Source organism: Arthrobacter sp. 05N425 (assembly GCF_056397125.1).
The window spans coordinates 315,185-335,647 of the sequence record NZ_JBFTMU010000003.1 but is presented as its reverse complement, the minus strand read 5'-3'; the positions used below and the strand labels follow the sequence as shown (position 1 = coordinate 335,647).

Annotated in this window: 21 protein-coding genes; 7 read left to right on the top strand and 14 right to left on the bottom strand. The window is 69.3% G+C overall.

The genetic code is table 11. The features are described 5' to 3' along the window. Positions 1-17: 17 nt before the first annotated feature. Genes AC1DGE_RS07165 through clpS form a run of 4 tightly spaced genes read right to left on the bottom strand, consistent with a single transcriptional unit; the run spans position 18 to position 2,861 of the window. Positions 18-815 (bottom strand): MBL fold metallo-hydrolase, encoded by a 798-nt coding sequence (locus tag AC1DGE_RS07165; protein WP_441417378.1) that lies wholly within the window; start codon positions 813-815, stop codon positions 18-20. Further along, a complete protein-coding gene (gene murI / locus AC1DGE_RS07160; protein ID WP_441417377.1) occupies positions 812-1,897 on the bottom strand; it encodes a glutamate racemase in 1,086 nt (361 codons plus the stop codon). Before murI ends, AC1DGE_RS07165 begins: the two co-directional genes overlap by 4 nt. Positions 1,898-1,939: 42 nt before the next feature. Continuing rightward, on the bottom strand, positions 1,940-2,500 hold the full coding sequence (locus AC1DGE_RS07155) for a DUF2017 domain-containing protein (RefSeq protein WP_476917170.1): 561 nt from the start codon (positions 2,498-2,500) through the stop codon (positions 1,940-1,942). Then, the gene (gene clpS, locus AC1DGE_RS07150; protein WP_175322893.1) at positions 2,493-2,861 is read right to left on the bottom strand and encodes an ATP-dependent Clp protease adapter ClpS; all 369 of its coding nucleotides are present in this window, start codon (positions 2,859-2,861) and stop codon (positions 2,493-2,495) included. The genes AC1DGE_RS07155 and clpS overlap by 8 nt, the downstream gene beginning before the upstream one ends. Positions 2,862-2,956: 95 nt before the next feature. Here clpS and AC1DGE_RS07145 point away from each other — a divergent pair, with 95 nt between their 5' ends. The 3 genes from AC1DGE_RS07145 to AC1DGE_RS07135 all read left to right on the top strand — a co-directional run bounded on the left by AC1DGE_RS07145 (position 2,957) and on the right by AC1DGE_RS07135 (position 5,373). After that, positions 2,957-4,285, top strand: coding sequence for a nicotinate phosphoribosyltransferase (locus tag AC1DGE_RS07145; RefSeq protein ID WP_441417375.1), 1,329 nt, complete (start codon positions 2,957-2,959; stop codon positions 4,283-4,285). After that, positions 4,286-4,945 carry an isochorismatase family protein gene (locus AC1DGE_RS07140; protein WP_476893321.1) on the top strand — a complete coding sequence of 220 codons (660 nt, stop codon included), beginning with the start codon at positions 4,286-4,288 and terminating at the stop codon, positions 4,943-4,945. Between the two features lie 80 nt (positions 4,946-5,025). Continuing rightward, positions 5,026-5,373 carry a hypothetical protein gene (locus AC1DGE_RS07135; protein ID WP_441417373.1) on the top strand — a complete coding sequence of 116 codons (348 nt, stop codon included), beginning with the start codon at positions 5,026-5,028 and terminating at the stop codon, positions 5,371-5,373. A gap of 96 nt (positions 5,374-5,469) precedes the next feature. On the opposite strand, the gene AC1DGE_RS07130 is transcribed toward AC1DGE_RS07135, so the two are convergent. From AC1DGE_RS07130 to AC1DGE_RS07095, 8 genes are all read right to left on the bottom strand, one after another. Then, the gene (locus tag AC1DGE_RS07130; protein WP_476893320.1) at positions 5,470-7,251 is read right to left on the bottom strand and encodes a DEAD/DEAH box helicase; all 1,782 of its coding nucleotides are present in this window, start codon (positions 7,249-7,251) and stop codon (positions 5,470-5,472) included. 191 nt (positions 7,252-7,442) lie between these two features. After that, the gene (locus AC1DGE_RS07125; RefSeq protein WP_476893319.1) at positions 7,443-7,766 is read right to left on the bottom strand and encodes a DUF3039 domain-containing protein; all 324 of its coding nucleotides are present in this window, start codon (positions 7,764-7,766) and stop codon (positions 7,443-7,445) included. 71 nt (positions 7,767-7,837) lie between these two features. Beyond that, positions 7,838-8,620 (bottom strand): glucosamine-6-phosphate deaminase, encoded by a 783-nt coding sequence (nagB, locus tag AC1DGE_RS07120; RefSeq protein ID WP_476893318.1) that lies wholly within the window; start codon positions 8,618-8,620, stop codon positions 7,838-7,840. A gap of 52 nt (positions 8,621-8,672) precedes the next feature. Continuing rightward, positions 8,673-10,244, bottom strand: coding sequence for a transporter (locus tag AC1DGE_RS07115; RefSeq protein ID WP_476893317.1), 1,572 nt, complete (start codon positions 10,242-10,244; stop codon positions 8,673-8,675). After that, a complete protein-coding gene (locus tag AC1DGE_RS07110) occupies positions 10,226-10,999 on the bottom strand; it encodes an ABC transporter ATP-binding protein (RefSeq protein WP_441417368.1) in 774 nt (257 codons plus the stop codon). Before AC1DGE_RS07110 ends, AC1DGE_RS07115 begins: the two co-directional genes overlap by 19 nt. A 26-nt stretch (positions 11,000-11,025) precedes the next feature. Beyond that, positions 11,026-12,126, bottom strand: coding sequence for an NADH:flavin oxidoreductase/NADH oxidase (locus tag AC1DGE_RS07105; protein ID WP_476917169.1), 1,101 nt, complete (start codon positions 12,124-12,126; stop codon positions 11,026-11,028). Beyond that, positions 12,126-13,136, bottom strand: a complete 1,011-nt coding sequence (locus AC1DGE_RS07100) for a co-chaperone YbbN (protein WP_441417366.1) — start codon at positions 13,134-13,136, stop codon at positions 12,126-12,128. Before AC1DGE_RS07100 ends, AC1DGE_RS07105 begins: the two co-directional genes overlap by 1 nt. A 113-nt stretch (positions 13,137-13,249) precedes the next feature. Further along, the gene (locus tag AC1DGE_RS07095) at positions 13,250-15,073 is read right to left on the bottom strand and encodes a DUF8094 domain-containing protein (protein WP_476917168.1); all 1,824 of its coding nucleotides are present in this window, start codon (positions 15,071-15,073) and stop codon (positions 13,250-13,252) included. A gap of 337 nt (positions 15,074-15,410) precedes the next feature. Between AC1DGE_RS07095 and AC1DGE_RS07090 the strand changes: the two genes are divergently transcribed. After that, positions 15,411-16,586 carry an AI-2E family transporter gene (locus AC1DGE_RS07090; protein ID WP_476917220.1) on the top strand — a complete coding sequence of 392 codons (1,176 nt, stop codon included), beginning with the start codon at positions 15,411-15,413 and terminating at the stop codon, positions 16,584-16,586. Between the two features lie 11 nt (positions 16,587-16,597). On the opposite strand, the gene AC1DGE_RS07085 is transcribed toward AC1DGE_RS07090, so the two are convergent. Both AC1DGE_RS07085 and AC1DGE_RS07080 read right to left on the bottom strand, forming a co-directional pair. Next, on the bottom strand, positions 16,598-17,392 hold the full coding sequence (locus tag AC1DGE_RS07085) for an alpha/beta hydrolase (RefSeq protein WP_476917167.1): 795 nt from the start codon (positions 17,390-17,392) through the stop codon (positions 16,598-16,600). 62 nt (positions 17,393-17,454) lie between these two features. Continuing rightward, positions 17,455-17,853 carry an ATP/GTP-binding protein gene (locus tag AC1DGE_RS07080; RefSeq protein ID WP_476917166.1) on the bottom strand — a complete coding sequence of 133 codons (399 nt, stop codon included), beginning with the start codon at positions 17,851-17,853 and terminating at the stop codon, positions 17,455-17,457. Between the two features lie 92 nt (positions 17,854-17,945). Between AC1DGE_RS07080 and nucS the strand changes: the two genes are divergently transcribed. From nucS to AC1DGE_RS07065, 3 genes are all read left to right on the top strand, one after another. Continuing rightward, complete coding sequence (nucS, locus tag AC1DGE_RS07075; RefSeq protein ID WP_175322880.1) at positions 17,946-18,641, top strand: endonuclease NucS; 696 nt, start codon at positions 17,946-17,948, stop codon at positions 18,639-18,641. A 34-nt stretch (positions 18,642-18,675) separates the two neighbouring features. Beyond that, positions 18,676-19,905 (top strand): N-acetylglucosamine-6-phosphate deacetylase, encoded by a 1,230-nt coding sequence (locus AC1DGE_RS07070; protein ID WP_476917165.1) that lies wholly within the window; start codon positions 18,676-18,678, stop codon positions 19,903-19,905. Positions 19,906-20,208: 303 nt separating this feature from the next. Next, positions 20,209-20,412, top strand: a complete 204-nt coding sequence (locus AC1DGE_RS07065) for a cold-shock protein (protein ID WP_011692441.1) — start codon at positions 20,209-20,211, stop codon at positions 20,410-20,412. The last annotated feature ends 51 nt before the right edge of the window (positions 20,413-20,463 follow it).

Genomic DNA, 20,463 nt, shown 5'->3' with positions numbered 1-20,463 from the left:
CCGCCCACGGCGTCAGTTCAGACGGTGTAGTGCACGCCCGCGACGGCGACGGCCACGTGCTGGCCGAAGACCTCCTTGGCCTCCGCCATCACCTTTGTCGGGGAGGTCCAGACCGGGATGTGGGTCAGCAGTAGCCTGCGCGCCCCGGCAGCCACGGCCGCTTCGCCGGCTCGCTTGCCGGTCAGGTGCACATCCTTGATGCCGTCGTCGCGGCCTTCCTCGAACGCTGCCTCACAGAGGAACAGGTCCGCGTCCCGGGCCGCGTCCTCGAGGCCGCCGCAGGAGTCGGTGTCCCCCGAGTAGCCCAGCACCCGGGTAACCGGGGTGCCGTCCTTGTCCGGTTCGGTGACCTCCACCCGCAGGGCGTAGGCCTCCTCGACCGGGTGGTTCACCGCGAACGGGGTCACGGTGAACGGGCCCATGGTCACGGGCTTGCGCTCGGACCAGTTGCTGAAGTCGAACTCCTCGTGCATGCCCGGGTCCAGATCCAGGCCGTAGGCCGTGGCCATCCGGTCCGCAGTGGCGGCGGGCCCCCAGACGGGGATCCGGCCGCGTCCCCAGCCGCCCGGCTTCCAGCGAACCGCGACGTGCAGCCCGCACAGGTCCATGCAGTGGTCCGGGTGCAGGTGCGTCAGGAAGATCCCGTCGATGTCCTCAAGGTCGGTGTACCGCTGGATGGCGCCAAGTGCTCCGCTGCCCAGGTCCAGCACAATCTTCCAGCTCCGCTCGCCGTCGTGCGCGGTCAGCAGGTAGCACGACGCCGGCGAGCCGGGTCCGGGAAAGGACCCGGTGCAGCCCACGATGGTCAGCTTCACAGGCCGGACCTCCGGAGGCCGGTCAGCGGCGGCGCGTCGGAGGCGACAAAATCGGTGGAGACGAAGTTGGAGATCCGCGGCCGGCCGGCGCCGGCCTGCGCGGCGGCGATCATTTCCGGGGTGATCCGGGCGAGGCTGCCGGTGGGGTACTGCGCGGCCACGTGGTCCACGTGGCGGACGCTGAGGACCTCGGGGCCGAGGAAACGGCGGGCGAGGTGCTCGAACTGCGCGGCGTCGCCGGTGGCGATGAAGTTGTACTCCGGGGCGGTCGTGCCGGTGCGCTCGAGGCCGCGCGAAGCGAGCGCACGGTACACGTCTTTGGCGGTTTCTTCCGCGCTGGAGACGAGCGTGACGTCCTCACCGAGGACGAAGGAGATCACACCGGTAAGCAGCGGGTAGTGGGTGCAGCCCAGCACCACGGTGTCCACGCCTGCCGCCGTGAGCGGGGCCAGGTATTCGCGGGCGACGGCGAGCAGTTCCGGCCCGGTGGTGATGCCGGCCTCCACGTAGGAGACGAAGGCCGGGCAGGCCACCGAGGTGATGTCCAGGTCCGGTGCTGCCGCAAAGGTGTCCTCGTAGGCGCGGGAGCCCACCGTGGCCGAGGTGCCGATCACGCCGATCCGGCCGTTGCGGGTGGCCGCGACCGCACGACGGACGGCCGGCTGGATCACTTCGATCACCGGGATCCCGTAGCGGGCGGTGTACCGTTCTCGCGCGTCGCGGAGCACGGCGGCGGACGCCGAGTTGCAGGCGATGGTGAGCAGCTTGACGCCGGAATCGACCAGTTCGTCCATCACGCCGAGCGCATTGGCGCGGACCTCGGCGATGGGCAGCGGACCGTACGGCCCGTGGGCGGTGTCACCGACGTACAGGATGGATTCGTTGGGCAGCTGGTCGATGATGGACCGTGCCACCGTGAGGCCGCCGACGCCGGAATCGAAGACGCCGATCGGGCGCTCCCCCGGCCGGGCATCCCCGGTGCTGCCCGCTGCGGTCTCCGCCGCAGCTTCCGCTGCCGGATCCGTGCTCGATGCTGAAGTCATGATTATTCGAGGATAGGGCTTTGCCATAGGCGCGGCCATCAGATTGTGTCGAGCGACTCGTGTCTAATGGGTCACACGGGCCTAGGCTTCGAGCGAGGCCAGCATCGCCTGGACCAGGGACTCCTGCAGCCAGGTAGTGAAGTTGTAGACCAGGGCCAGGTAGCTTTCGACGTCCTCAGCCTGCGACCAGTCCTGCATCCGGTGGACGTGCTCGGCGTCAGCGTCGTCCCGGATGTCGAGCCGCTCGGCGAGCACCAGCCGGACGTCGTTGAGCGCGGTGGACCAGTGCCGGGCGCCCGCGGGCGTCAGCACCAGCTCGTCCTTGTCCAGGCCAAGGGCTGCAGCCTTCAACGCGCCGATCTTGCTCTCCCGCAGCGAACGCTCGGTGTACCGGCGGAACTCCAGGGAGGCCTTGTCATCGTCCTTCATGACATTGGGCAGCAGCCGGCGCAGGGCGCGGTCCGACGGCTCGCGGGCTTCTGTGTCCAGCCCGACGAGCGCCGCCAGCGGATCCTGGTTGGCCCGTTCCTCCGGCTCCAGCATGGAAACGACGTCGTCGAAAAGACTGCGCAGCAGGTCCCGCTCGGCCGGCTCCAGGTAGCCCGTGATGCCCTTGAGTCCGTACTTGAACGCCTTAGCCACGTTTTCCCTTGCCCTTGCCTGATCCGTTGCCGCCGTGGCCGCTGCTGGCCTTCTCCACGGTGGCCCACAGGCCGTAGCCGTGCATCGCCACCGCGTGCTGCTCGACCTGCTCCTTGCTGCCGTGCGCCACGATGGAGCGGCCCTTTTTATGGACCTCCAGCATGAGTTTGTTGGCCTTCGCCTCGGAATAGCCGAAGTAGCTGCGGAAGACGTAGCTCACGTAGCTCATCAGGTTTACCGGATCATTCCAGATCACGAGGTTCCAAGGGATGTCCGGGGCGGTCAGGACGTCGGTCGACGACGCCGTTCCGGTCTGGGTGCTCTCCTGGGTGTCAGGGCCGAGCGCAACACTGAGGGTCATCTGTCCATTCTATGGGGAGGCTGGGCCCACACCGGCGAGGGCCCCGCGGCGAAGCGAAGCGAGACGTGGGAGCCGGTGGGGACTAGAGTGAATTTGTGAGCACCTCAGCTGGCTGGGACCATCCCCGCACGTCCCTGTACACCGACCACTACGAGCTGACCATGCTGCAGGCCGCCCTGCATTCCGGCGCCGCCCACCGCAAGTCGGTGTTCGAAGCCTTTGCGCGGCGACTGCCGGACGGCCGGCGCTACGGGATCGTGGCGGGCACCGGCCGGCTGCTGGAGGGGATCGCGGACTTCCGCTTCGGCGACGCCGAGATCGACTTCCTGCGCCGGACCAAGGTGGTCAACGAGGAAACCCTGGAGTACCTGGCCAATTTCTCCTTCTCGGGCGACATCTGGGGCTACGCCGAGGGCGAAGCATATTTCCCCAACTCCCCCATCCTGATCGTCGAATCCACCTTCGCCGAGGCCTGCATCCTCGAAACGTACATCCTCTCGATCCTCAACCACGACAGCGCCATCGCGTCCGCGGCCTCCCGCATGATCACGGCCGCTGGCACCCGCCCCTGCGTCGAAATGGGCTCCCGCCGGACGCAGGAGGAATCCGCCGTCGCGGCCGCACGCGCTGCCGTGATCGCCGGCTTCGACAGCACCTCAAACCTCGAGGCCGGCCGGCGCTACGGGATCAAGACGGTGGGCACCGCCGCCCACTCCTTCACCCTGCTGCACGACACCGAGCGCGAGGCTTTTGAGGCGCAGATCGCCTCGATGGGTGCCGGCACCGCGCTGCTCGTGGATACCTACGACGTCGAAGCGGCCGTCCGGACCGCCGTCGAACTGGCCGGCGACAAGCTGGGCGCGGTCCGGCTGGATTCCGGCGACCTCGTGGCGCAGGCGCAGTGGGTCCGGCAGCTCCTCGACCAGCTGGGCAACGAGAACACCCGGATCATCGTCACCTCGGACCTCGACGAATTCGCCATTGCCGCACTCCAGTCCGCCCCGGTGGACTCCTACGGCGTCGGCACCTCGCTGGTGACCGGCTCCGGCGCGCCGACGGCGAGCATGGTCTACAAGCTGGTCAGCCGCACCGACGACTCCGGCGCGTTCGTTCCGGTAGCCAAGGCGGCCAAGAACAAGACCAGCAAGGGCGGCCGCAAATACGCGCTGCGCAGGCTCAACGAGCGCGGCACCGCCAGCCAGGAAATCGTCGGCATCGGGCACCACCCGGACGACGACGGCAACGACCGGCAGCTGTTGCAGCAGTTCATCAAGAACGGCGAGCTGCTGCCCGGCTGGACCGGGCCCGAAGGCGTCGTTCGGGCGCGGCAGCGTCACGCCGACAGCATGAAGGAGCTCCCGGCCGTGGTCAACCGGCTCCAGCGCGGCGAAGCAGCCATCCCCACCATCTACGAGGAGGACTGAATGTCACGTGCCTTGATCATCGTTGACGTGCAGAACGATTTCTGCGAGGGCGGGGCGCTCCCGGTCGAGGGCGGAGCGGCCCTGGCGGCCGAGATCAGCGAATACGTCGACGCCCACCACGGGCAGTTCGACCACGTCGTGGCCACCCAGGACTGGCACATCGAGCCGGGCGCGCACTTCTCGGAGCAGCCCGACTTTGTCGACAGCTGGCCGCCGCACTGTGTCGCGGGCACCCGCGGCGCGGAGCTGCACCCGGACCTGGACACCGAATACATCCAGGCCTACTTCCGCAAGGGACAGTTCACCGCGGCCTACTCGGGCTTCGAGGGGCTGCTGGCCCCGGACGACGCCGTCCCCACCGGCGACCGTGCGCCCGGTTCGCTGCCGATGGGCGGCACCGTCGACGCCGGTGCCGCAGCCGGCAGTGATCTCGCCGCTGGCGAGGATGCCATCGGACTGGACGACTGGCTGCAGAGCCACGACGTCGAGGAAGTGGTGGTCGTGGGCATCGCCACCGACCACTGTGTGAAGGCCACCGCCCTGGACGCCGTCCAGGCCGGCTATTCCGTCACCGTGCCGCGCGGGCTCACGGTGGGGATCGCCGAGGATCTCGACGACGCCTTCGCCGAGATGGAGTTCGGCGGCGTCGACATCGCCTGAGCTCGTCGCCGCCTCGAGCCGCACAGTAGACTCGAAATCCTTGCCAGTAACGTCGGACCCGTAAATTCCCGGAGTACACCATGAAGAAGACCCTGACCGTCCTGATCGCTGCCGGTACCCTGCTCGGTGCAGCCGCCTGCACTGCCACCCCGCAGATGACCAGTGAGGAAACCTGCGCCCGCATCAAGACCATCACCTCGTCGCCGACGTCCAGCTCGGACAAGTTCGGCATGACGCGGCTGGCCAACCAGATCCGGCCCATCGAGGCGAAGGCCTCCGAGGAGTTGCAGGCCCCGCTGCAGTCGATCCTGGACTACCTGGATGAGGCCGCGAAGAAGGACACCGACTCGGCCAAGCTTGAGGAGCTGAAGGCCGAGTACACCGCGGCCGGCCAGAAATTCTCCCAGACCTGCGGCGCCGCCCAGTAAGGCAGGGGCAGCGGCATTAAAAGGGACCGGTTACCCCGGTCCCTTTTTTGTGGCGTGTTTTGCCCTGCGGGCCGGCGCGGCCGCAGCTTCCGGCGGCTACTTCCGGCCGATGAACCAGTCCTGAAGCTTCCGCAGCCGCGTCTGCAGCTGCTCTTCGTTGGCCTGGGCGACGGCCGGGCCGCCGCACACGGTCCGGAGCTTGGTGTGGATGACGCCGTGCGGGGTTCCGGTCCGGGCGGACCAGGCCGCGACGTTCTTGGCCAGCTCGGTGCGCAGGTCCATCAGCATTCGGTGGTCCGGCACGGCCGGCACGGCCTCGGCGGCGGCTTGGGGGGCCCGCTTGTTCTTGCGGTTGAGCTGTTCGTGCTGGCGCTGGCGCAGCAGGGTGCCGACCTGTTCGGCGTCGAGCAGGCCGGGAATCCCGAGGAAGTCCAGCTCGTCCTCCGAGCCCACCTCGCCGCCGGTCCCGAACTCGCCGCCGTCGAACAGCACGCGGTCGAAGGAGGCCTGCGAGTCGAGCGCCTCGAACTTGCCCTTCATCAGGGTGTCGGAGGCTTTCTCCTCGCGGTTCGCCTCGTCCATCAGCGAGTCCTCGGGATTGAACAGCCCGTCGGCGTCTTCCTTCTCCGGCCGGTCCAGGGCGTGGTCGCGCTCGGCTTCCATGGAGTTCGCCAGCGCCATCAGCTGCGGCACGGAGGGCAGGAACACCGAGGCCGTCTCGCCGCGCTTGCGGGCACGCACGAAGCGGCCCACGGCCTGGGCGAAGAACAATGGGGTCGACGTAGAGGTCGCGTAGACGCCGACGGAAAGCCGCGGGACGTCCACGCCTTCGGAGACCATACGGACCGCAACCATCCAACGCTTGTCGCCGGCGGAGAACTCCTCGATCTTGCTGGAGGCCTTCGCGTCGTCGGAGAGGATGACGGTGGGTGATTCGCCGGTGATTTTCTTCAACTGGCCGGCGTAGGCCCGCGCGTCGTCGTGGTCGGTGGCAATCACCAGGCCGCCGGCGTCGGGCACGGTGCGCCGCACCTCGCTGAGGCGCTTGTCCGCCCCGGCCAGCACGGCCGGGATCCATTCGCCGGCCGGGTTCAATGCCGTCCGCCAGGCCTGGGACGTGATGTCCTTGGTGACCGCGGCTTCGCCCAGGGAGGCGGCCATCTCGTCCCCGGCGCTGGTCCGCCAGCGCATCTGGCCGGAGTAGGCCATGAACATCACCGGGCGGACCACATGGTCGCGGAGGGCCTTGCCGTAGCCGTAGGTGTAGTCGGCCTTGGAGCGGCGGATGCCGTCGCGGTCCTCGGCGTACTCGACAAACGGGATCGGCGAGGTGTCCGAACGGAACGGGGTACCCGTCAGGGACAGGCGCCGGGCCGCGGGATCGAAGGCCTCGCGCAGGCCGTCACCCCAGGACAGCGCTTCGCCGCCGTGGTGGATTTCGTCGAGGATCACCAGCGTGCGCGCCGCCTCGGTCTTGGCCCGGTGCAGCATCGGCTTGCTGGCCACCTGGGCGTAGGTGACCGCGACGCCGATGAAGCCGCGGCCGTGCTGGCCGTCAGCGTTCTTGAAGTTCGGGTCGATCGCGATGCCGACCTTCGCGGCAGCGTCGGCCCACTGGCGCTTGAGGTGGTCTGTCGGGGCCACAATCGTCACCCGGTTCACCACGCCGGCCTCGATCAGCATCGAGGCCACGCGCAAAGCGAACGTGGTCTTGCCGGCTCCGGGGGTGGCGACCGCCAGGAAGTCCTTGGGGTGGCTGCCGAAGTAGCTGTCCAGCGCTTCCTGCTGCCAGGCGCGCAGCTTCGGGGCGGTACCCCACGCGGCCCGCTCGGGATACGCGGGCGGCAGCACGGGTCCGCCAAAGAGTGTCTCTGTCACTTAGGAGTCCTCCCCTCCGCGCACGTCAGCCGGTTCCGGAGAAACCCAATTAAGCACAAAAACACCAATCTTTTTCGGATGAACCGGACAGCAGGAACGCGGCGGATCCCGCAGCGCGGGGCGGCAGCGCCGGCACGGCGCCGGCAGCCCCAACGGACCCAGCCCGCTGCGGGTGGCCTAATTCGATGGTTCTATTTCCCGGAGTCTCCGCCGTCGCCGCCCGGGCGGAGGCCCTCGTAGACCTCTTTGCACTCCGGGCAGACCGGGAACTTCTTCGGATCCCGGCCCGGCGTCCACACCTTGCCGCAAAGGGCAATGACGGGTTCGCCCGACAGCGCGGATTCCATGATCTTTTCCTTGCGCACGTAGTGCGAGAAGCGCTCCCGGTCGCCCGGCTCCACTTCCTGGCGCAGTTCCTCGCGCTCAATCGTAGCCGTCGACGTCCCGGCTCCGGAGAGCTCACGCATCGGGTCGTTTTCCAAAGGACTCGTCATGGGATCCGTCATGCTGGTCATGACATCCATCTTAGCCGCTGGTGCGGACGGAATCTCGACGGCGGATTCCGGCGTGGGACGGATTGCCGTCGTTACAGGCCCTGCCAGCGCGGCTTGCCGTCGAAGCTGTGCCGGTAGTAATCGGCGAGTCGGAGCGAGGAGGCCGCCGCCTCGTCCAGGAGGACGGTGACGTGGGGATGCAACTGCAGGACCGACGCCGGGCAGATGGCGGCCACCGGTCCCTCGGCGAAGTCGCGGACGGCCTGTGCCTTCTGCGCGCCGGTGGCGAGGAGGATCACATGCCGGGCGTCCAGGATGGTCCCGAGGCCCTGGGTGAGGACGTGGTGCGGCACCTCAGCCAGGCTCCCGAAAAAGCGGGCGTTGTCCCGCCGCGTCTGCTCGACCAGGGTTTTGATCCGGGTCCGGGACGCGAGCGAGGACCCCGGTTCGTTAAAGCCGATGTGGCCGTCCGTGCCTACCCCGAGGAGCTGGAGGTCGACTCCCCCGGCGGCCCGGATCGCGTCCTCGTACGTCCGGCAGGCCGCGGGAATGTCGCCGGCCTCCCCCTCGGGTCCGCGGACGTTGTCCGGGCTGATGTTCACGCGGCCGGCGAATTCGCGCCGGATGACTTCGCGGTAGGACTCGGGGTGCCCCGCCGGGAGCCCGACGTACTCGTCCAGGATGAAGGCCCGGGCACGGCTGAAGTCGAGGCCGCCGCGCTCATGCCGCTGTGCGAGCTCCTCGTACACCGGCAGCGGCGACGATCCGGTGGCCAGGCCCAGGACGGCGTCGGGCTTGCGCCGCAGCAGGGCCTCGATCGCGTCGGCGGCGAGCGCGGCAATCGGCCTGCTGCCGGCAAGGATCACGACTTCCATGACGGCAGGCTATCCCACTCCGGCCCGCATGGGCCCGGGCCGTCAGACCCGGTCAGCGGTTGACGGCCAGCTGCGCCAGCAGTTCCGGGGTGCGCGAATCAAACCATTTGCCGCCCAGCCGCACCCCGGCGATGAACAGCGCGAAGCCCAGCACCGGGCCGAGGAGCAGGCAGATCCAGCCCGGCACGGCGCTGCCGCCCGCGAGCTGCAGCGCCACCAGCGCCAGCTCCGGGCTCACCAGCAGCAGCAGCACCGCCATGCCGCCGAACTGCACGGCAAGGGTCTGTGCCACGTTGCCCGGCGGCTTCTTGAACGGGCTGTCGCCGGGCAGCGGCACGGGCACGGTGTAGCGCGCCGAGACCACGGAGGACAGACCCAGCCCGGTGAACAGCACCCCCAGGGCCAGGCCCAGGATGCCGGGCAACAGCGACCAGTCGCCGGTGAAGAACATCGGCAGGACGCTGAAGGCCAACACGACGGGCAAAGCGAAGACCAGGCACGCCACGGCCCTTCCGAGCCTGTCGTGCAGGCCGCGCACGCCGGCCGAGACGTGCAGGGCAAAGGCCGTGCTGTCGTAGGAGACGTCCGAGGCGATGGACCAGGCGAGCAGGAAGGCGGTCAGCGGACCGACGAACAGCAGGATCCCGTAGAACCCTGTCTGGCTGGCCTGGAAGAAAAGCAGCACCGGCAGCAGCGGCACCACCACCAGGGCGCCGGCGTAGCGTGGATCGCGCAGCCAGTAGCTCAGCGAGCGCGCAACAATGGCCCCCGTGGGGGTGGCCGGAACCAGGGCGAACAGCCCCAGCCCTGATGCTTTCTTTTTGGCGGTCCCGGCGTAGGGCGGTGTGACGAGCGCGCGCTGCAGCAGGAACTTCCAGCACAAGGCAAGGGCCGCCAGGGTGGCGGCGGCGATGAGCAGCTTGAGCGCGGCCGGACCAAAGTGGCCGGCGGCAAGCTCTCCACCGAGGGCCCAGGCTGCCCCGGCGGGCGTCCATTCGAGGACCCGCGCCAGCTCAGTCACAAACCCGGCGTTGCCGGCGATTCCGCGGGCGACGCCGGCCACAATTGGCCCCATCAACACCAGCGGGATCAGGAACGCCACCGCGCTGACGTCCTTGAAGCGCCGGGAACTGGCCAGGCTCACCGTGCCGGCAGTGACCACCTTGGAGAGCACGACGCACGTGAGCACGCCGAGGACCGCGCCGGCCAGGGCACCGGCCGCGGCCAGGAAGCCACGGGACCAGGTGCCCACGGTGGCCAGCGCCACGAGCGTCGTCGCCGCCCCCGGAATGCCGATCAGCCCGGCCAGCGCCAGTCCTGCCAGCAGTTGCGGCATCGGCACGGCAAAGGTCGTGAACCTGGCCGGGTCCAGCGTCATGTCCGCGGCGGACGCCACAATCGGAATGACCGCCCAGCCCAGGACCGCGGCGGCGCCGCCCAGCACCACCACCGTCTGCGCCGTCGCGACGTCGGCCTGGCGCAGGAGCAACAGCCCGGCGACGCCGAGCCCCACAATGCCCAGGGCGTACAGCGCCCCGATGCCCAGGCCCACCAACTGCCAGGGGCTGCGCCGGAGGCTGTTGCGCAGCAGGGTGAGCTTGAGCCTCAGAAGGTGCGCAACCATTCCAGCCCTTCCGTATGGCTGCGGCCGCCCACCAGCTGGACAAAGCGGTCCTCAAGCGACTCGCCCGCGCGCACCTCGTCCACGCTGCCGGCGGCCAGCACCCGTCCGGCGGCCACGACGGCGACGTGGTCGCACATCCGCTGCACGAGGTCCATGACGTGGCTGGAAACGATCACCGTGCCCCCGGACGCGACGTAGCGGTCCAGGATGTCACGGATGTTGGCGGCGGAGACCGGGTCCACCGATTCGAACGGCTCGTCCAGCACCAGCAGCCGGGGCGCGTGGATCAGCGCCGAGGCGAGAGCGATCTTCTTGGTCATGCCGGCGGAGTAGTCCACCACCAGCGTGCCGGCGTCCTGGCTGAGGTCCAGTGCGGCGAGCAGCTCCGCCACCCGCGACGCCACCACCTCCCGGTCCATGCCGCGCAACAGGCCCGCGTAGGTCACCAGCTGCTCGCCGGTCAGCCGGTCGAAGAGCCGGACCCCGTCCGGCAGCACCCCCATCAGCTTCTTGGCCTCCAGCGGGTGCTGCCAGACATCTACCCCGTGGACCAGTGCGGTGCCGAAATCCGGCCGCAGCAGCCCGGTGGCCATCGACAGCGTTGTGGTCTTGCCGGCGCCGTTGGGGCCGACGATCCCGTAAAAGGAGCCGGCCGGGACGTCGAGGCTGATGCCGTCGACGGCGATCTTGGTGCCGAAGCGTTTGGCCAGCCCGCGCAGGGCCAGCGCCGGGACGTGCGGTTGTTCGAAAGTCATGACGTTAGACTAACCGCCGCGGCCGCCTAAAACGTGTGCCGCGGGATGGCCCGTTCGTACTGCGGCGGCCAAGCCAGCTCGTAGCCCAGTTCGAAGGCGGCACGCAGCCACCAGTGCGGGTCCCGCAGCGCGGCACGGGCGATGAACACGCCATCGGCCTGCCCCGTGGCGACGGCGTGCTCGGCCTGTCCCGCCGAGGTCAGCAGCCCCACAGTCCCGGTCCGTACACCGGCTTCGCGCCGGATCCGGGCGCTGAATCCGGTCTGGTAGCCGGGGCCGACCGGGATCGACTGGTGCGCCACGGCCCCTCCGCTGGAGACGTCCACGAGGTCCACCCCGTGTTCGCCGGCTGCGCGGGCCAACCGCACCGAGGCTTCGGCGTCGATGCCGCCGTCGGCCCAGTCGGAGGCGGAGATCCGCAGCAGCAGCGGCATCGAGTCCGGGATGACGTCCCGGACGGCGTCGATCACTGCCAGGGTCAACCGGTTGCGCCCGGTCTCGTCCCCGCCCCAGCTGTCGGTCCGGTCGTTGACCAGCGGGCTCTGGAACTGGTGCAGCAGGTAGCCGTGGGCGCCGTGGATCTCGATCGTGTCGAAGCCGGCGCCGACAGCCCGGACGGCGGCGGCGGTGAAGTCGGCGATCACGCCGTCGATCTCTTGCTCTGTCATGGCCGACGGCGGGGCGTAGCCGTCGAAGGCGCCGGTGCCCGGGCCCAGGGTGTTCCAGCCGCCTTCGGAGGCGGGCACGGTGCCGGATTTGCCGGAGAACGGCCAGTAGGAGGAGGCCTTGCGCCCGGCGTGCGCCAGCTGGGTCCCGATCTTGGCGTTCGCGGACCCGTGGCGGTGCACGAAGGAGACGATCCGCTCCCATGCCTCGGCCTGGGCGTCGTTGTAGAGCCCGGCGTCCCGGGGGCTGATCCGCCCGGCCGCGTTAACGGCGGCCGCCTCGGTCAGGATGAGGGCGGCTCCGCCGGTGGCGAAGGAGCCGAGGTGCATCAGGTGCCAGTCGTTGGGCACGCCCTCACCGGTGTCGGGTTCGCAGCTGTACTGGCACATCGGCGAGACCCAGCCGCGGTGCTCCAGCCGCAGCGAGCGCAGCTCCAGCGGGGTAAACAGCGCGGAGCCCACTAGAACAGCACCCGCGCGAGGTTCTGCCGGGCCTTGGCGACGCGGTCATCGGAAGTTCCCACCACGTCGAAAAGCTCCAGCAGGCGCACCCGGGCGGTTTCCCGTTCAGGGCCGAAGTTCCGGCCGATGAACGTCACGATCCGGCCCAGGCCGTCCTCGACGTGGCCGCCGGCAATGTCCAGGTCGGCGACGGCGAGCTGGGCCTCCAGGCTGTCCGGCTCCTGGGCGGCACGGCCGCGGAGTGCGTCCGTTTCCGCGGCGGACAGTGCCTGCAGGCGGCCCATGAGCTCGACCTGCGCCAGGCCGGCCTTGGCCTCGGCGTCGGCGGGCATCTCGGTCAGCGCCTGCCGGTAAGCCGCGGCAGCGCCGGCGTAGTCGCCGGCCTCGATGGCGTCGAACGCCTTCTGGTGCAGCGGCGGCAGCGGCGGAGCCTCGGGCTCGGCGGCCCCGGGTCCGCCGGCTCCGATCCGGCCGGTCACGCCGTTGGCCCCCGCAACCTTGAGGAGTTCGTCAAAGAGGCTGCGCACCTGCTGCTCCTCGGCGCCGCCCTGGAACAGCGGCACGGGCTGGCCCTTGACCAGCGCGACGGCGGTCGGAACAGCCTGCACCTGGAACGCCTGCGCGAGCTGCGGGAAGGCTTCAATGTCGGCGGCGCCGAGGACCAGCCGGCCCTCGTAGCTTTCGACGATCTGCTCCAGCACATCCACGAGCTGCGCGGACCCGGGCGAGTAGCTGGCCCACAGCGCAATCACCACCGGAACCTGGGCGGAAAGGTCCACGAGCTCCTGGAAGTTGGCCTCGGTGACGTCCACGCGCAGCGGCGTACCGGTGGAACCGCCCCCGGGTTCACCGGGGGCCGTGCCGGCAGCCCCCGGGGCCGGCGGCCGGCCCGCCCCGGCGCCCGCCGGCGGCGCGGGGCGCTGCTTCAGCGAGGAGAGGTCGACGGCGCCCCGCAGATTGAGCGGGTTGGCTGCAGCTGGAGGGACCGGGCGGGAAGCTGGCGAAGTCATAGCTCCACTCTATCCACTACGCCCCACGCAGCAACGACCGGGCCGCGATTGCGGCCCGGTCGTTGCGGTGTGGCTCCGGCCGGGGTGCCGACCGGACAGTGTCCTGCTGGAGGCTACTTGATTTTTGCCCCGACCAGGCCGCGGGTGGCGGCAACCAGTTTCATCGGATCCTTGGAGCCGGTCGGCGGGACGTAGACGGCCACGGCTTCGGCGAAGCTCAGGACCATACCCGTGCTCGTCTCCTTGCCTCCGGCCAGGGCCGCGGCGTCGTTACCGATCGTCAGCTTGTCGCCGGAGTTCTTCGGCGTCCCGTCGAAGGCGAAGTCCAGCCGGCCCAGGACCAGGGCGCCGCCGTCGGCAGTGCGGAACACCACGGTGTCCTCAGGAACAACCTTGTGGCTGAAGCTGAACTTGCCGTTCGTGCCCGACTTCACCACGTCCTTCTGGTACGCCAGGGTGTCAGCAATGTACGGCGAGGACTGCCCCTCGGTGAGCTTGTCCTTGAAGCTGGAGTCAGCCTTGGTCAGCCGGTCGGCCAGCCCGGACAGCGCCTCCTGGCCGCTGTACAGCAGCCCGGACTTGTCCGAGGCCGCCAGGGTTTCGGTGCCCCCGCGGTTGATACCCGGGAAGGTGGTGCCCGGCTGCAGCGGGGTAGCCCCGACCAGCTTGTAGTTCTCCCGCGGGGAGGCCTGCACGAGGGTCAGCAGCTGCGGGACCACGTTGCCGTCGCCCTGCGTCACCGCCATGACGGACCTCGGCCAGTCGCGCTTGTTGCTGACCACTGTGGTGAGGAGCTTCGTGGCGCGCACCGGCATCCGGGGCTCGTAGCTCCCCACCTTGGAACGGATCTTGTAGTTCTGCTTGCGCACCTCAAGCTCGGTCGCCCCTACCCGGGGCGTGAGCTTGGCGGCGTCCTTGGCCGCGTCGCCGGCGTCGACGGCGCTGGCGACCTGCTCAAGGATGCGCCGGAACTGCKCGTCCAGCAGGACCGGAGCATCGGCATCCTGGCCTGCAGCCGAGGGCGAGGAACTGCTCGGCGAGGGCGAGGGAGCCTGGCTGGCCTGCGCCGCGACGCCCGTGCCCGCTACCGCGGCGGCGGTCAGCAACGCTACCGCAACGCCGGAGCGGCGGCGGAAGGCTGACGGGGCAACAACGCGTTCAACACTGCTGTCGCGGGCCGGGGCGGCGCCCGTGGCACCGCCGGCGTCCGTGGCAGCGACGTTTGCCTTGGCCTTGGCCCGCGCGCGCTGTGCAAACAAGCTGCCCTTCGGAGTGCCCCCGCCGGAGCCGCCGGCTGCACCGCCGTCGCCGGCGTTGCCCTTGTTGTCCCGCGCCGGCTTGATCAGCAGCAAGGCAGCGCCGGCCAGGATCAGCAGGCCGCCCAGGACCATGAACGGAGCGGCCCAGGGAGTGGACGTGTCGTTCGGGAACGTCATCGAAATCGACGAGGGGGCGGGCTTGGAGCCGTCCGAGGCGAGCAGCAGCGCCCAGTCCCCGTCCGCCGGCGCCGTCCAGGAGTAGTCCAGCTCGCCATTGGCGTTCTCCGTCGTGACCCACAGGTCGGAGCCTGCCGGGGACGGCGCCTTGGCGTCGCCGTCGGCGTGGTCAAGCTTCAGCGACTTGCCGTCGTCCGAGACACCGGAAACGGTGTTGTGGGCGGTCTTCCCAACCCACGCATCGACGTCGTCCGGCCGGCCGGCGGCGAGGATGAAGTTGCCCTCCCCCTTGACGTGGATCTTCACCGTGCCGCCGTGCAGGGTTCGCAGTTTCTCGTCGAAGACGGTCAATGGAGCGGCGGTGCCGCCGGTGGGTGCGGTGGCGGTGACGGTCTCGGCCGGAGCCCAAACCGTCTTCTGGCCGATTCCGGCCAGCAGTGTCAGGAGGCCGAGCAGCACAAGTGCGACTGCAGTCTTGAAACGCAAAATATTACCTATCATCAGCGGACACGTAGCTTTAAGAGTAACCGTTTTGTTACCTGAGAGTCAGATCGGGGTCTTTGTCAAGCCCCTCAGCGGCCTCATCAGGCGCTGCTGGCCCGCCAGTTCGCAAGGCTGCTGATAGTGTTTGCGGTGATCATCACACCCGGCCCGCAACCGCGGTTTTGCAGGGAATTTTCGGAGAAAAAGGGCCTTCAACGCAGTGACTGAACCCACGGATGTGTCCCCCGCAGGACACCCCGCAAGCCAGGAATCCGCCAGCCAGCCACACGGCCCGCACGAGCCGGCCCCGCAGCCCTCGACGCCGCGCGCGGCCGCGGCGGGCTTCCTGATTTCGATGGCGCGCCGCCTGCGGCAGCCGCTGCCCGGTGCCCAGCCGCGCCTGCGTTTCGAGATGCCGCCCGAACACGACGAGGAAGCCGCACCCGCCCCGGACAGCGAGAGCACCGCAAAGTTCGGCGCTCCCGGTCCGCGGATGTCGTCCCAGCACCCGCTGTACGTCGGCTTCATGGGGACGGTCGGCGTGGGCGCGGCCCTGCTGGTTTACTGGATCGGCTCCAACACCACCCAGCTGCTGCTCTGGATCGTCACCGCTCTGTTCATTGCGCTCGGCCTGGATCCCGTGGTGCGCTGGCTGGAAGGCAAAAAGGTGCCTCGGCCGGCCGGAATCCTGGTCTCCGTCGCCGTGCTGGCGCTGGCCGTCACCGGTTTCTTCGCCACGTTGATCCCCACCATCGTCCAGCAGGTGACGCAGGTCGTCCAGGAAGCGCCGCACTGGATCCAGGACTTCATCGACTCCGACTTCTTCCGCACGGTGGACAGCCAGTTCGGCGTGCGCGACCGGATCAGCCAGGAACTCGAGAAGTTCGTCAACAACCCGGAGGCCATGAGCGGCATCTTCGGCGGCGTCGTCGGGTTCGGCTCCACCGTGGCGAACGGCCTGTTCGGCGCCCTGATCGTCCTGGTCCTCAGCCTCTACTTCCTCTCGGCCATGCCGGCCATGAAGAAGTGGGGCTACCGGCTCGCCCCGCGGTCCCGCCGCGCGCGCGTCGAGGCGCTGTCCGAGGAGATCACCGGATCGGTCGGCAACTACGTGATCGGCCAGGTCTGCGTGGCGCTGCTGAACGCCACCTTCGCCTTCATTGTGATGTCGATTGTGGGGGTGCCGTTCGCCCTGCTGCTCGCGTTCGTTGTGGCCCTGCTCGCCTTCATCCCCCTGGTCGGCGGCATGATCGCCGGCGTCCTGGTCACCCTGATCGCCCTCACCGCGGGCTGGCAGACGGCCGTCGTCTTCGCGATCTGCTACTTCGCCTACCTGCAGTTCGAGGCGTACTTCATCTCGCCGCGCATCATGCAGAAGGCAGTCGCAGTCCCCGGCGCGGTCGCCGTGATCTCGGTGATCGCCGGCGGCAGCGTCCTAGGCGTGCTTGGCGCCCTGATCGCCATCCCCACGGCCGCGGCGATCATGCTGCTGGTTAAGGAAATCTTCATCGTCCGCCAGGACAAGCACTAGCGTTTACCGGCTCAGGCGTGGGCGGTGGCCACCGGCCCTGCCCACTCCTCGGGCAGGGCACTGCTGCCGCCCGGGAGCACCTCGGCCACGATCTCGTTGAGCACCCGGCCGGCGTACTTCTCCCCCACCCACAGGTGCTTCGCGCCGTCGACGCCCACGACGTCGGCGTGCGGCACCAGGCTGAAACGCTCGGCGGCGGCCACCGGCTGCAGGTAGTCGTCGTGCTCCGGAACCAGGACCTTCAGTGGCTTGCCGGCGGCGGCCCACTCCTTGAGATGGACGTCCGTGGCGCGGTGCAGCGGGGGCGAGAGCAGGATGGCGCCCTCGATTTCGGAGGCCACAGGTTCGGTGGCGCCGTACATCAGTGCGAGTTCGGTGCCAAAGGACCAGCCGACCAGCCAGCGGTTGGGCAGCCCGCGCTCGACGGCGAAGCGCACCGCCGCCTCCACGTCGAGCCGTTCGCCGATGCCTTCCTCAAAGGAACCCTGGCTGGTTCCGCGCGGTGAAGAGGTCCCGCGGGTGTTGAACCGCAGCACCGCGATGCCGGCGAGGGCCGGAAGGCGGTAGGACGCCTTCCGGTAGACGTGCGAGTCCATGAAGCCGCCGTGGGTCGGCAGCGGGTGCAGCGTAATCAGGGTTGCCTTGATCTCCCCCGACTCGGGAAGCGCCAGTTCGCCAACCAGCCGGTGTCCGTCCGCGGTGCGAAGTTCCACGTTTTCGCGGTGCGCCGGCAGCACGGTCGATGCACGGATTGCGGTGGGCGCGGTGGGCTGGCTGAACACATAGGACGCCGGGTCGAAAGTCATGCCCTCCAGCTTAGCGAAACCGGGCACGGTTGGCCGTTTCAGTTGGCCCCCTGCGAAGCTGCTCAGCGGTACCGGTAGCTACGCGAGGTCCAGCAGTTCGAGTGCCAGTGCCGGCGCTCGGCCAGGCCGGCGGCCGCGCCAAAGATGTGGTCCTCGGACCAGACGACGAGGTGCGCGGTGCCCGGCGGCACGGCGGTGAAGCATCCGGGGCAGATGTAGGTCTTTCCGGCCCGACTGGCGGAGATCGAGCGGACTATCCATTCGCCGTCGGGGGCGCTCTCCCGCCGCGCGATCCCGGTCCGGGCGCGCTCCAGGTCCAGTTCCGGCGCGGGTCCGGCGGCGTGCTTGCCGGCGCCCTTCCCTCCGCCCTTCCCTGCGCTCTTCCCTCCGCCCTTCCCTGCGCCCTTCCCTCCGGGGGTGTGGCCCGAAGCGGCTCGGCGGGGTCGGTTGGAACGGGGCATGACTCCATTCTGCCCCAGCCCGGCCGCTCCCCCGCCACCAGGCGGCCGCCACGGCGCCCGGGAGCACCGCATCAGGCGGTAGTGTTGACCGGGTGCGTTTAGTCATAGCCCGTTGCTCCGTTGATTATGTCGGCCGGCTCAAAGCCCATCTTCCGCTCGCCACCCGGCTTCTGTTGGTCAAAGCCGACGGTTCGGTCCTGGTCCACTCGGACGGGGGATCCTACAAGCCGCTGAACTGGATGAGTCCTCCGGCCAGCCTGCGCGTCTCCACGCCGGACGAGGTCGACGTCGAAGTCGGCGTCATCGAGCAGTGGACCGTGCAGTCCGCGAAGACCGATGACCGGCTCATCATCAACATCCACGAACAGCTGCATGACACCTCCCATGAGCTGGGCCAGGACCCCGGACTGATCAAGGACGGGGTCGAGGCGGACCTGCAGCGGCTGCTCGCGGAGCAGATCGAGACCCTCGGCGCCGGCTTCTCACTGATCCGCCGCGAATACTTCACCGCGATCGGCCCGGTGGATATCCTGGCCCGCGACGCCAACGGCGCCACTGTGGCGATCGAACTCAAGCGCCGCGGCGACATCGACGGGGTCGAGCAGCTCACCCGCTACCTTGAGCTGCTGAACCGCGATCCGCTGCTGGCGCCGGTGCGCGGCATCTTTGCCGCCCAGCAGATCAAGCCGCAGGCCAAGGTGCTGGCGAACGACCGCGGCATCGACTGCGTCACCCTGGACTACGACGCCATGCGCGGCGTCGACGACAGCGAGTCCCGCCTCTTCTAGGGCCCTCCCGGCTGACCCGCCCTAGACTCTGAGCATGAACCTCACCCCGGCCGGCCGCCACCTGCTCTACGGCACGCTGGTCAGCGATGGTGCCGTGCAGCACGACGCCGTCCTGGCCGTGGCGGGCGGGCGGATCGCGTACGCCGGGCCCGCCGCCGGATTCAGCCCCGGGACCGCCAGGTTCGGTGACGCGCCGGCCCCGGAGCTGCCGCCCGGCGCCCTCATCCTTCCGGGACTGGTGGACCTGCACTGCCACGGCGCGTACGGCGGCGACTTCCCCGGCGGCGCGGAGGCCCCGGCGCGGCGTGCCATCGACTTCCTGCACCGTTCCGGGACCACCACCCTGCTCGCCAGCCTCGTGACCGCCTCCCGGGAGTCGCTGCTGCACGGAATCGCCCTCCTCGCCGGACTGAGCGAGGAGGGCCTGCTGGCCGGAATCCATCTGGAGGGCCCCTTCCTCGCCGCGGCACGGTGCGGTGCGCAGGACCCGGACTTCCTGCGCGATCCCGATCCGGGACTCGTCGCCGAGCTGGTAGCCGCCGCACGCGGCACCCTCGCCACGATGACCTTCGCCCCCGAGCTTTCCGGAGCGGACGGACTCGTCCCGATGCTGGCCGGGCACGGGGTGGTCCCCTCGCTGGGCCATACCGACTGCGACGACGCCACCGCCGCGGCGGCGCTGCGCACGGCCGCGGCGGCACTGCGCACGTCGTCGTCCGTGCGCGGCACGCGGCCCACGGTGACCCACCTGTTCAACGGCATGCCGCCACTGCATCACCGGGCACCGGGCCCTGTCGCCGCGGGCCTGCGCAGCGCCGCATCCGGCGAGGCCGTGCTTGAACTGATCGCCGACGGCACGCACCTGGACCCGGCCATGGTCGCCACGGTGTTCCAACTGGCCGGCGCCGCGAACATCGCGCTGGTGACCGATTCGATGGCCGCCGCCGGCCTGCCCGACGGCGCGTACAGCCTGGGCCGCTCCGCCGTCACCGTCTCGGCCGGCGTCGCCCGCCTCGACGCCGGCGGCGCCCTCGCCGGCGGCACCGCCACGCTGCTCGACGTCGTCCGCCGCACCGTCGCCGGCGGTGTGCCGCTGCCCGACGCCGTCCGCTCGGCCACGGCGGTCCCCGCCGCGGTTCTCGGGCTCGGCGCCGAACTGGGCTCCCTGCGCGGCGGGCTTCGGGCCGACGCCGTCGTCCTCAATTCCGGACTCGGCCTTTACCGCGTAATGCGCTGCGGGGAATGGCTGGCACCGCTTTCCTAATGTGCCTTTCGGCGCAGCGGCGGTTCCGAACGCTTTCTGCGGCCGGGATCTCGTTCATGAACTCTTTACATAAAATTTCTGGAATTATGCGCCGGGCCCGTTGACCTGACGCAGGCGGCATGAAATTCTTGTACCAGTCTTTGTGTAGGTGTTTTTCATGCTCGCAAGACATGTTGCGAGCGTGAAGCTCCTGCCGCCAAGGCCCGGTCAATCCGGGCCGAAGCCAAGGTTCTTCTCGCAGAGTGACCAAGCCCGGTGCAACGTGCGCCGGACTTCTTCAAGATCCACAATGAGGAGAATTAAATGGCACAGGGAACCGTCAAGTGGTTTAACGCTGAAAAGGGCTTCGGCTTCATCACCCCGGATGACTCCGATGGCGATGTCTTCGTTCACTACTCCGAGATCCAGACCGGCGGATTCAAGACCCTCGACGAGAACCAGCGCGTTCAGTTCGAGATCGGCCAGGGCGCCAAGGGCCCCCAGGCTACCGGCGTCACGCTGGTCTAATCTCTCCGGCAATACTGCTTCCGGCAGTACCGCTGCACGAATGATCCCCGG

Excerpts from the sequence above, each read along its gene's own strand:
- AC1DGE_RS07135 (WP_441417373.1), top strand. The coding sequence starts at position 5,026 with ATGAAGAAGACCCTGACCGTCCTGATCGCTGCCGGTACCCTGCTCGGT.
- AC1DGE_RS07080 (WP_476917166.1), bottom strand. The coding sequence starts at position 17,853 with ATGCCCCGTTCCAACCGACCCCGCCGAGCCGCTTCGGGCCACACCCCC.
- AC1DGE_RS07125 (WP_476893319.1), bottom strand. The coding sequence starts at position 7,766 with ATGACCAGCATGACGGATCCCATGACGAGTCCTTTGGAAAACGACCCG.
- AC1DGE_RS07070 (WP_476917165.1), top strand. The coding sequence starts at position 18,676 with ATGAACCTCACCCCGGCCGGCCGCCACCTGCTCTACGGCACGCTGGTC.
- clpS (WP_175322893.1), bottom strand. The coding sequence starts at position 2,861 with ATGACCCTCAGTGTTGCGCTCGGCCCTGACACCCAGGAGAGCACCCAG.
- AC1DGE_RS07065 (WP_011692441.1), top strand. The coding sequence starts at position 20,209 with ATGGCACAGGGAACCGTCAAGTGGTTTAACGCTGAAAAGGGCTTCGGC.
- AC1DGE_RS07090 (WP_476917220.1), top strand. The coding sequence starts at position 15,411 with ATGGCGCGCCGCCTGCGGCAGCCGCTGCCCGGTGCCCAGCCGCGCCTG.
- AC1DGE_RS07110 (WP_441417368.1), bottom strand. The coding sequence starts at position 10,999 with ATGACTTTCGAACAACCGCACGTCCCGGCGCTGGCCCTGCGCGGGCTG.
- nagB (WP_476893318.1), bottom strand. The coding sequence starts at position 8,620 with ATGGAAGTCGTGATCCTTGCCGGCAGCAGGCCGATTGCCGCGCTCGCC.
- murI (WP_441417377.1), bottom strand. The coding sequence starts at position 1,897 with ATGGCCGCGCCTATGGCAAAGCCCTATCCTCGAATAATCATGACTTCA.
- AC1DGE_RS07085 (WP_476917167.1), bottom strand. The coding sequence starts at position 17,392 with ATGACTTTCGACCCGGCGTCCTATGTGTTCAGCCAGCCCACCGCGCCC.
- AC1DGE_RS07115 (WP_476893317.1), bottom strand. The coding sequence starts at position 10,244 with ATGGTTGCGCACCTTCTGAGGCTCAAGCTCACCCTGCTGCGCAACAGC.
- AC1DGE_RS07140 (WP_476893321.1), top strand. The coding sequence starts at position 4,286 with ATGTCACGTGCCTTGATCATCGTTGACGTGCAGAACGATTTCTGCGAG.
- AC1DGE_RS07100 (WP_441417366.1), bottom strand. The coding sequence starts at position 13,136 with ATGACTTCGCCAGCTTCCCGCCCGGTCCCTCCAGCTGCAGCCAACCCG.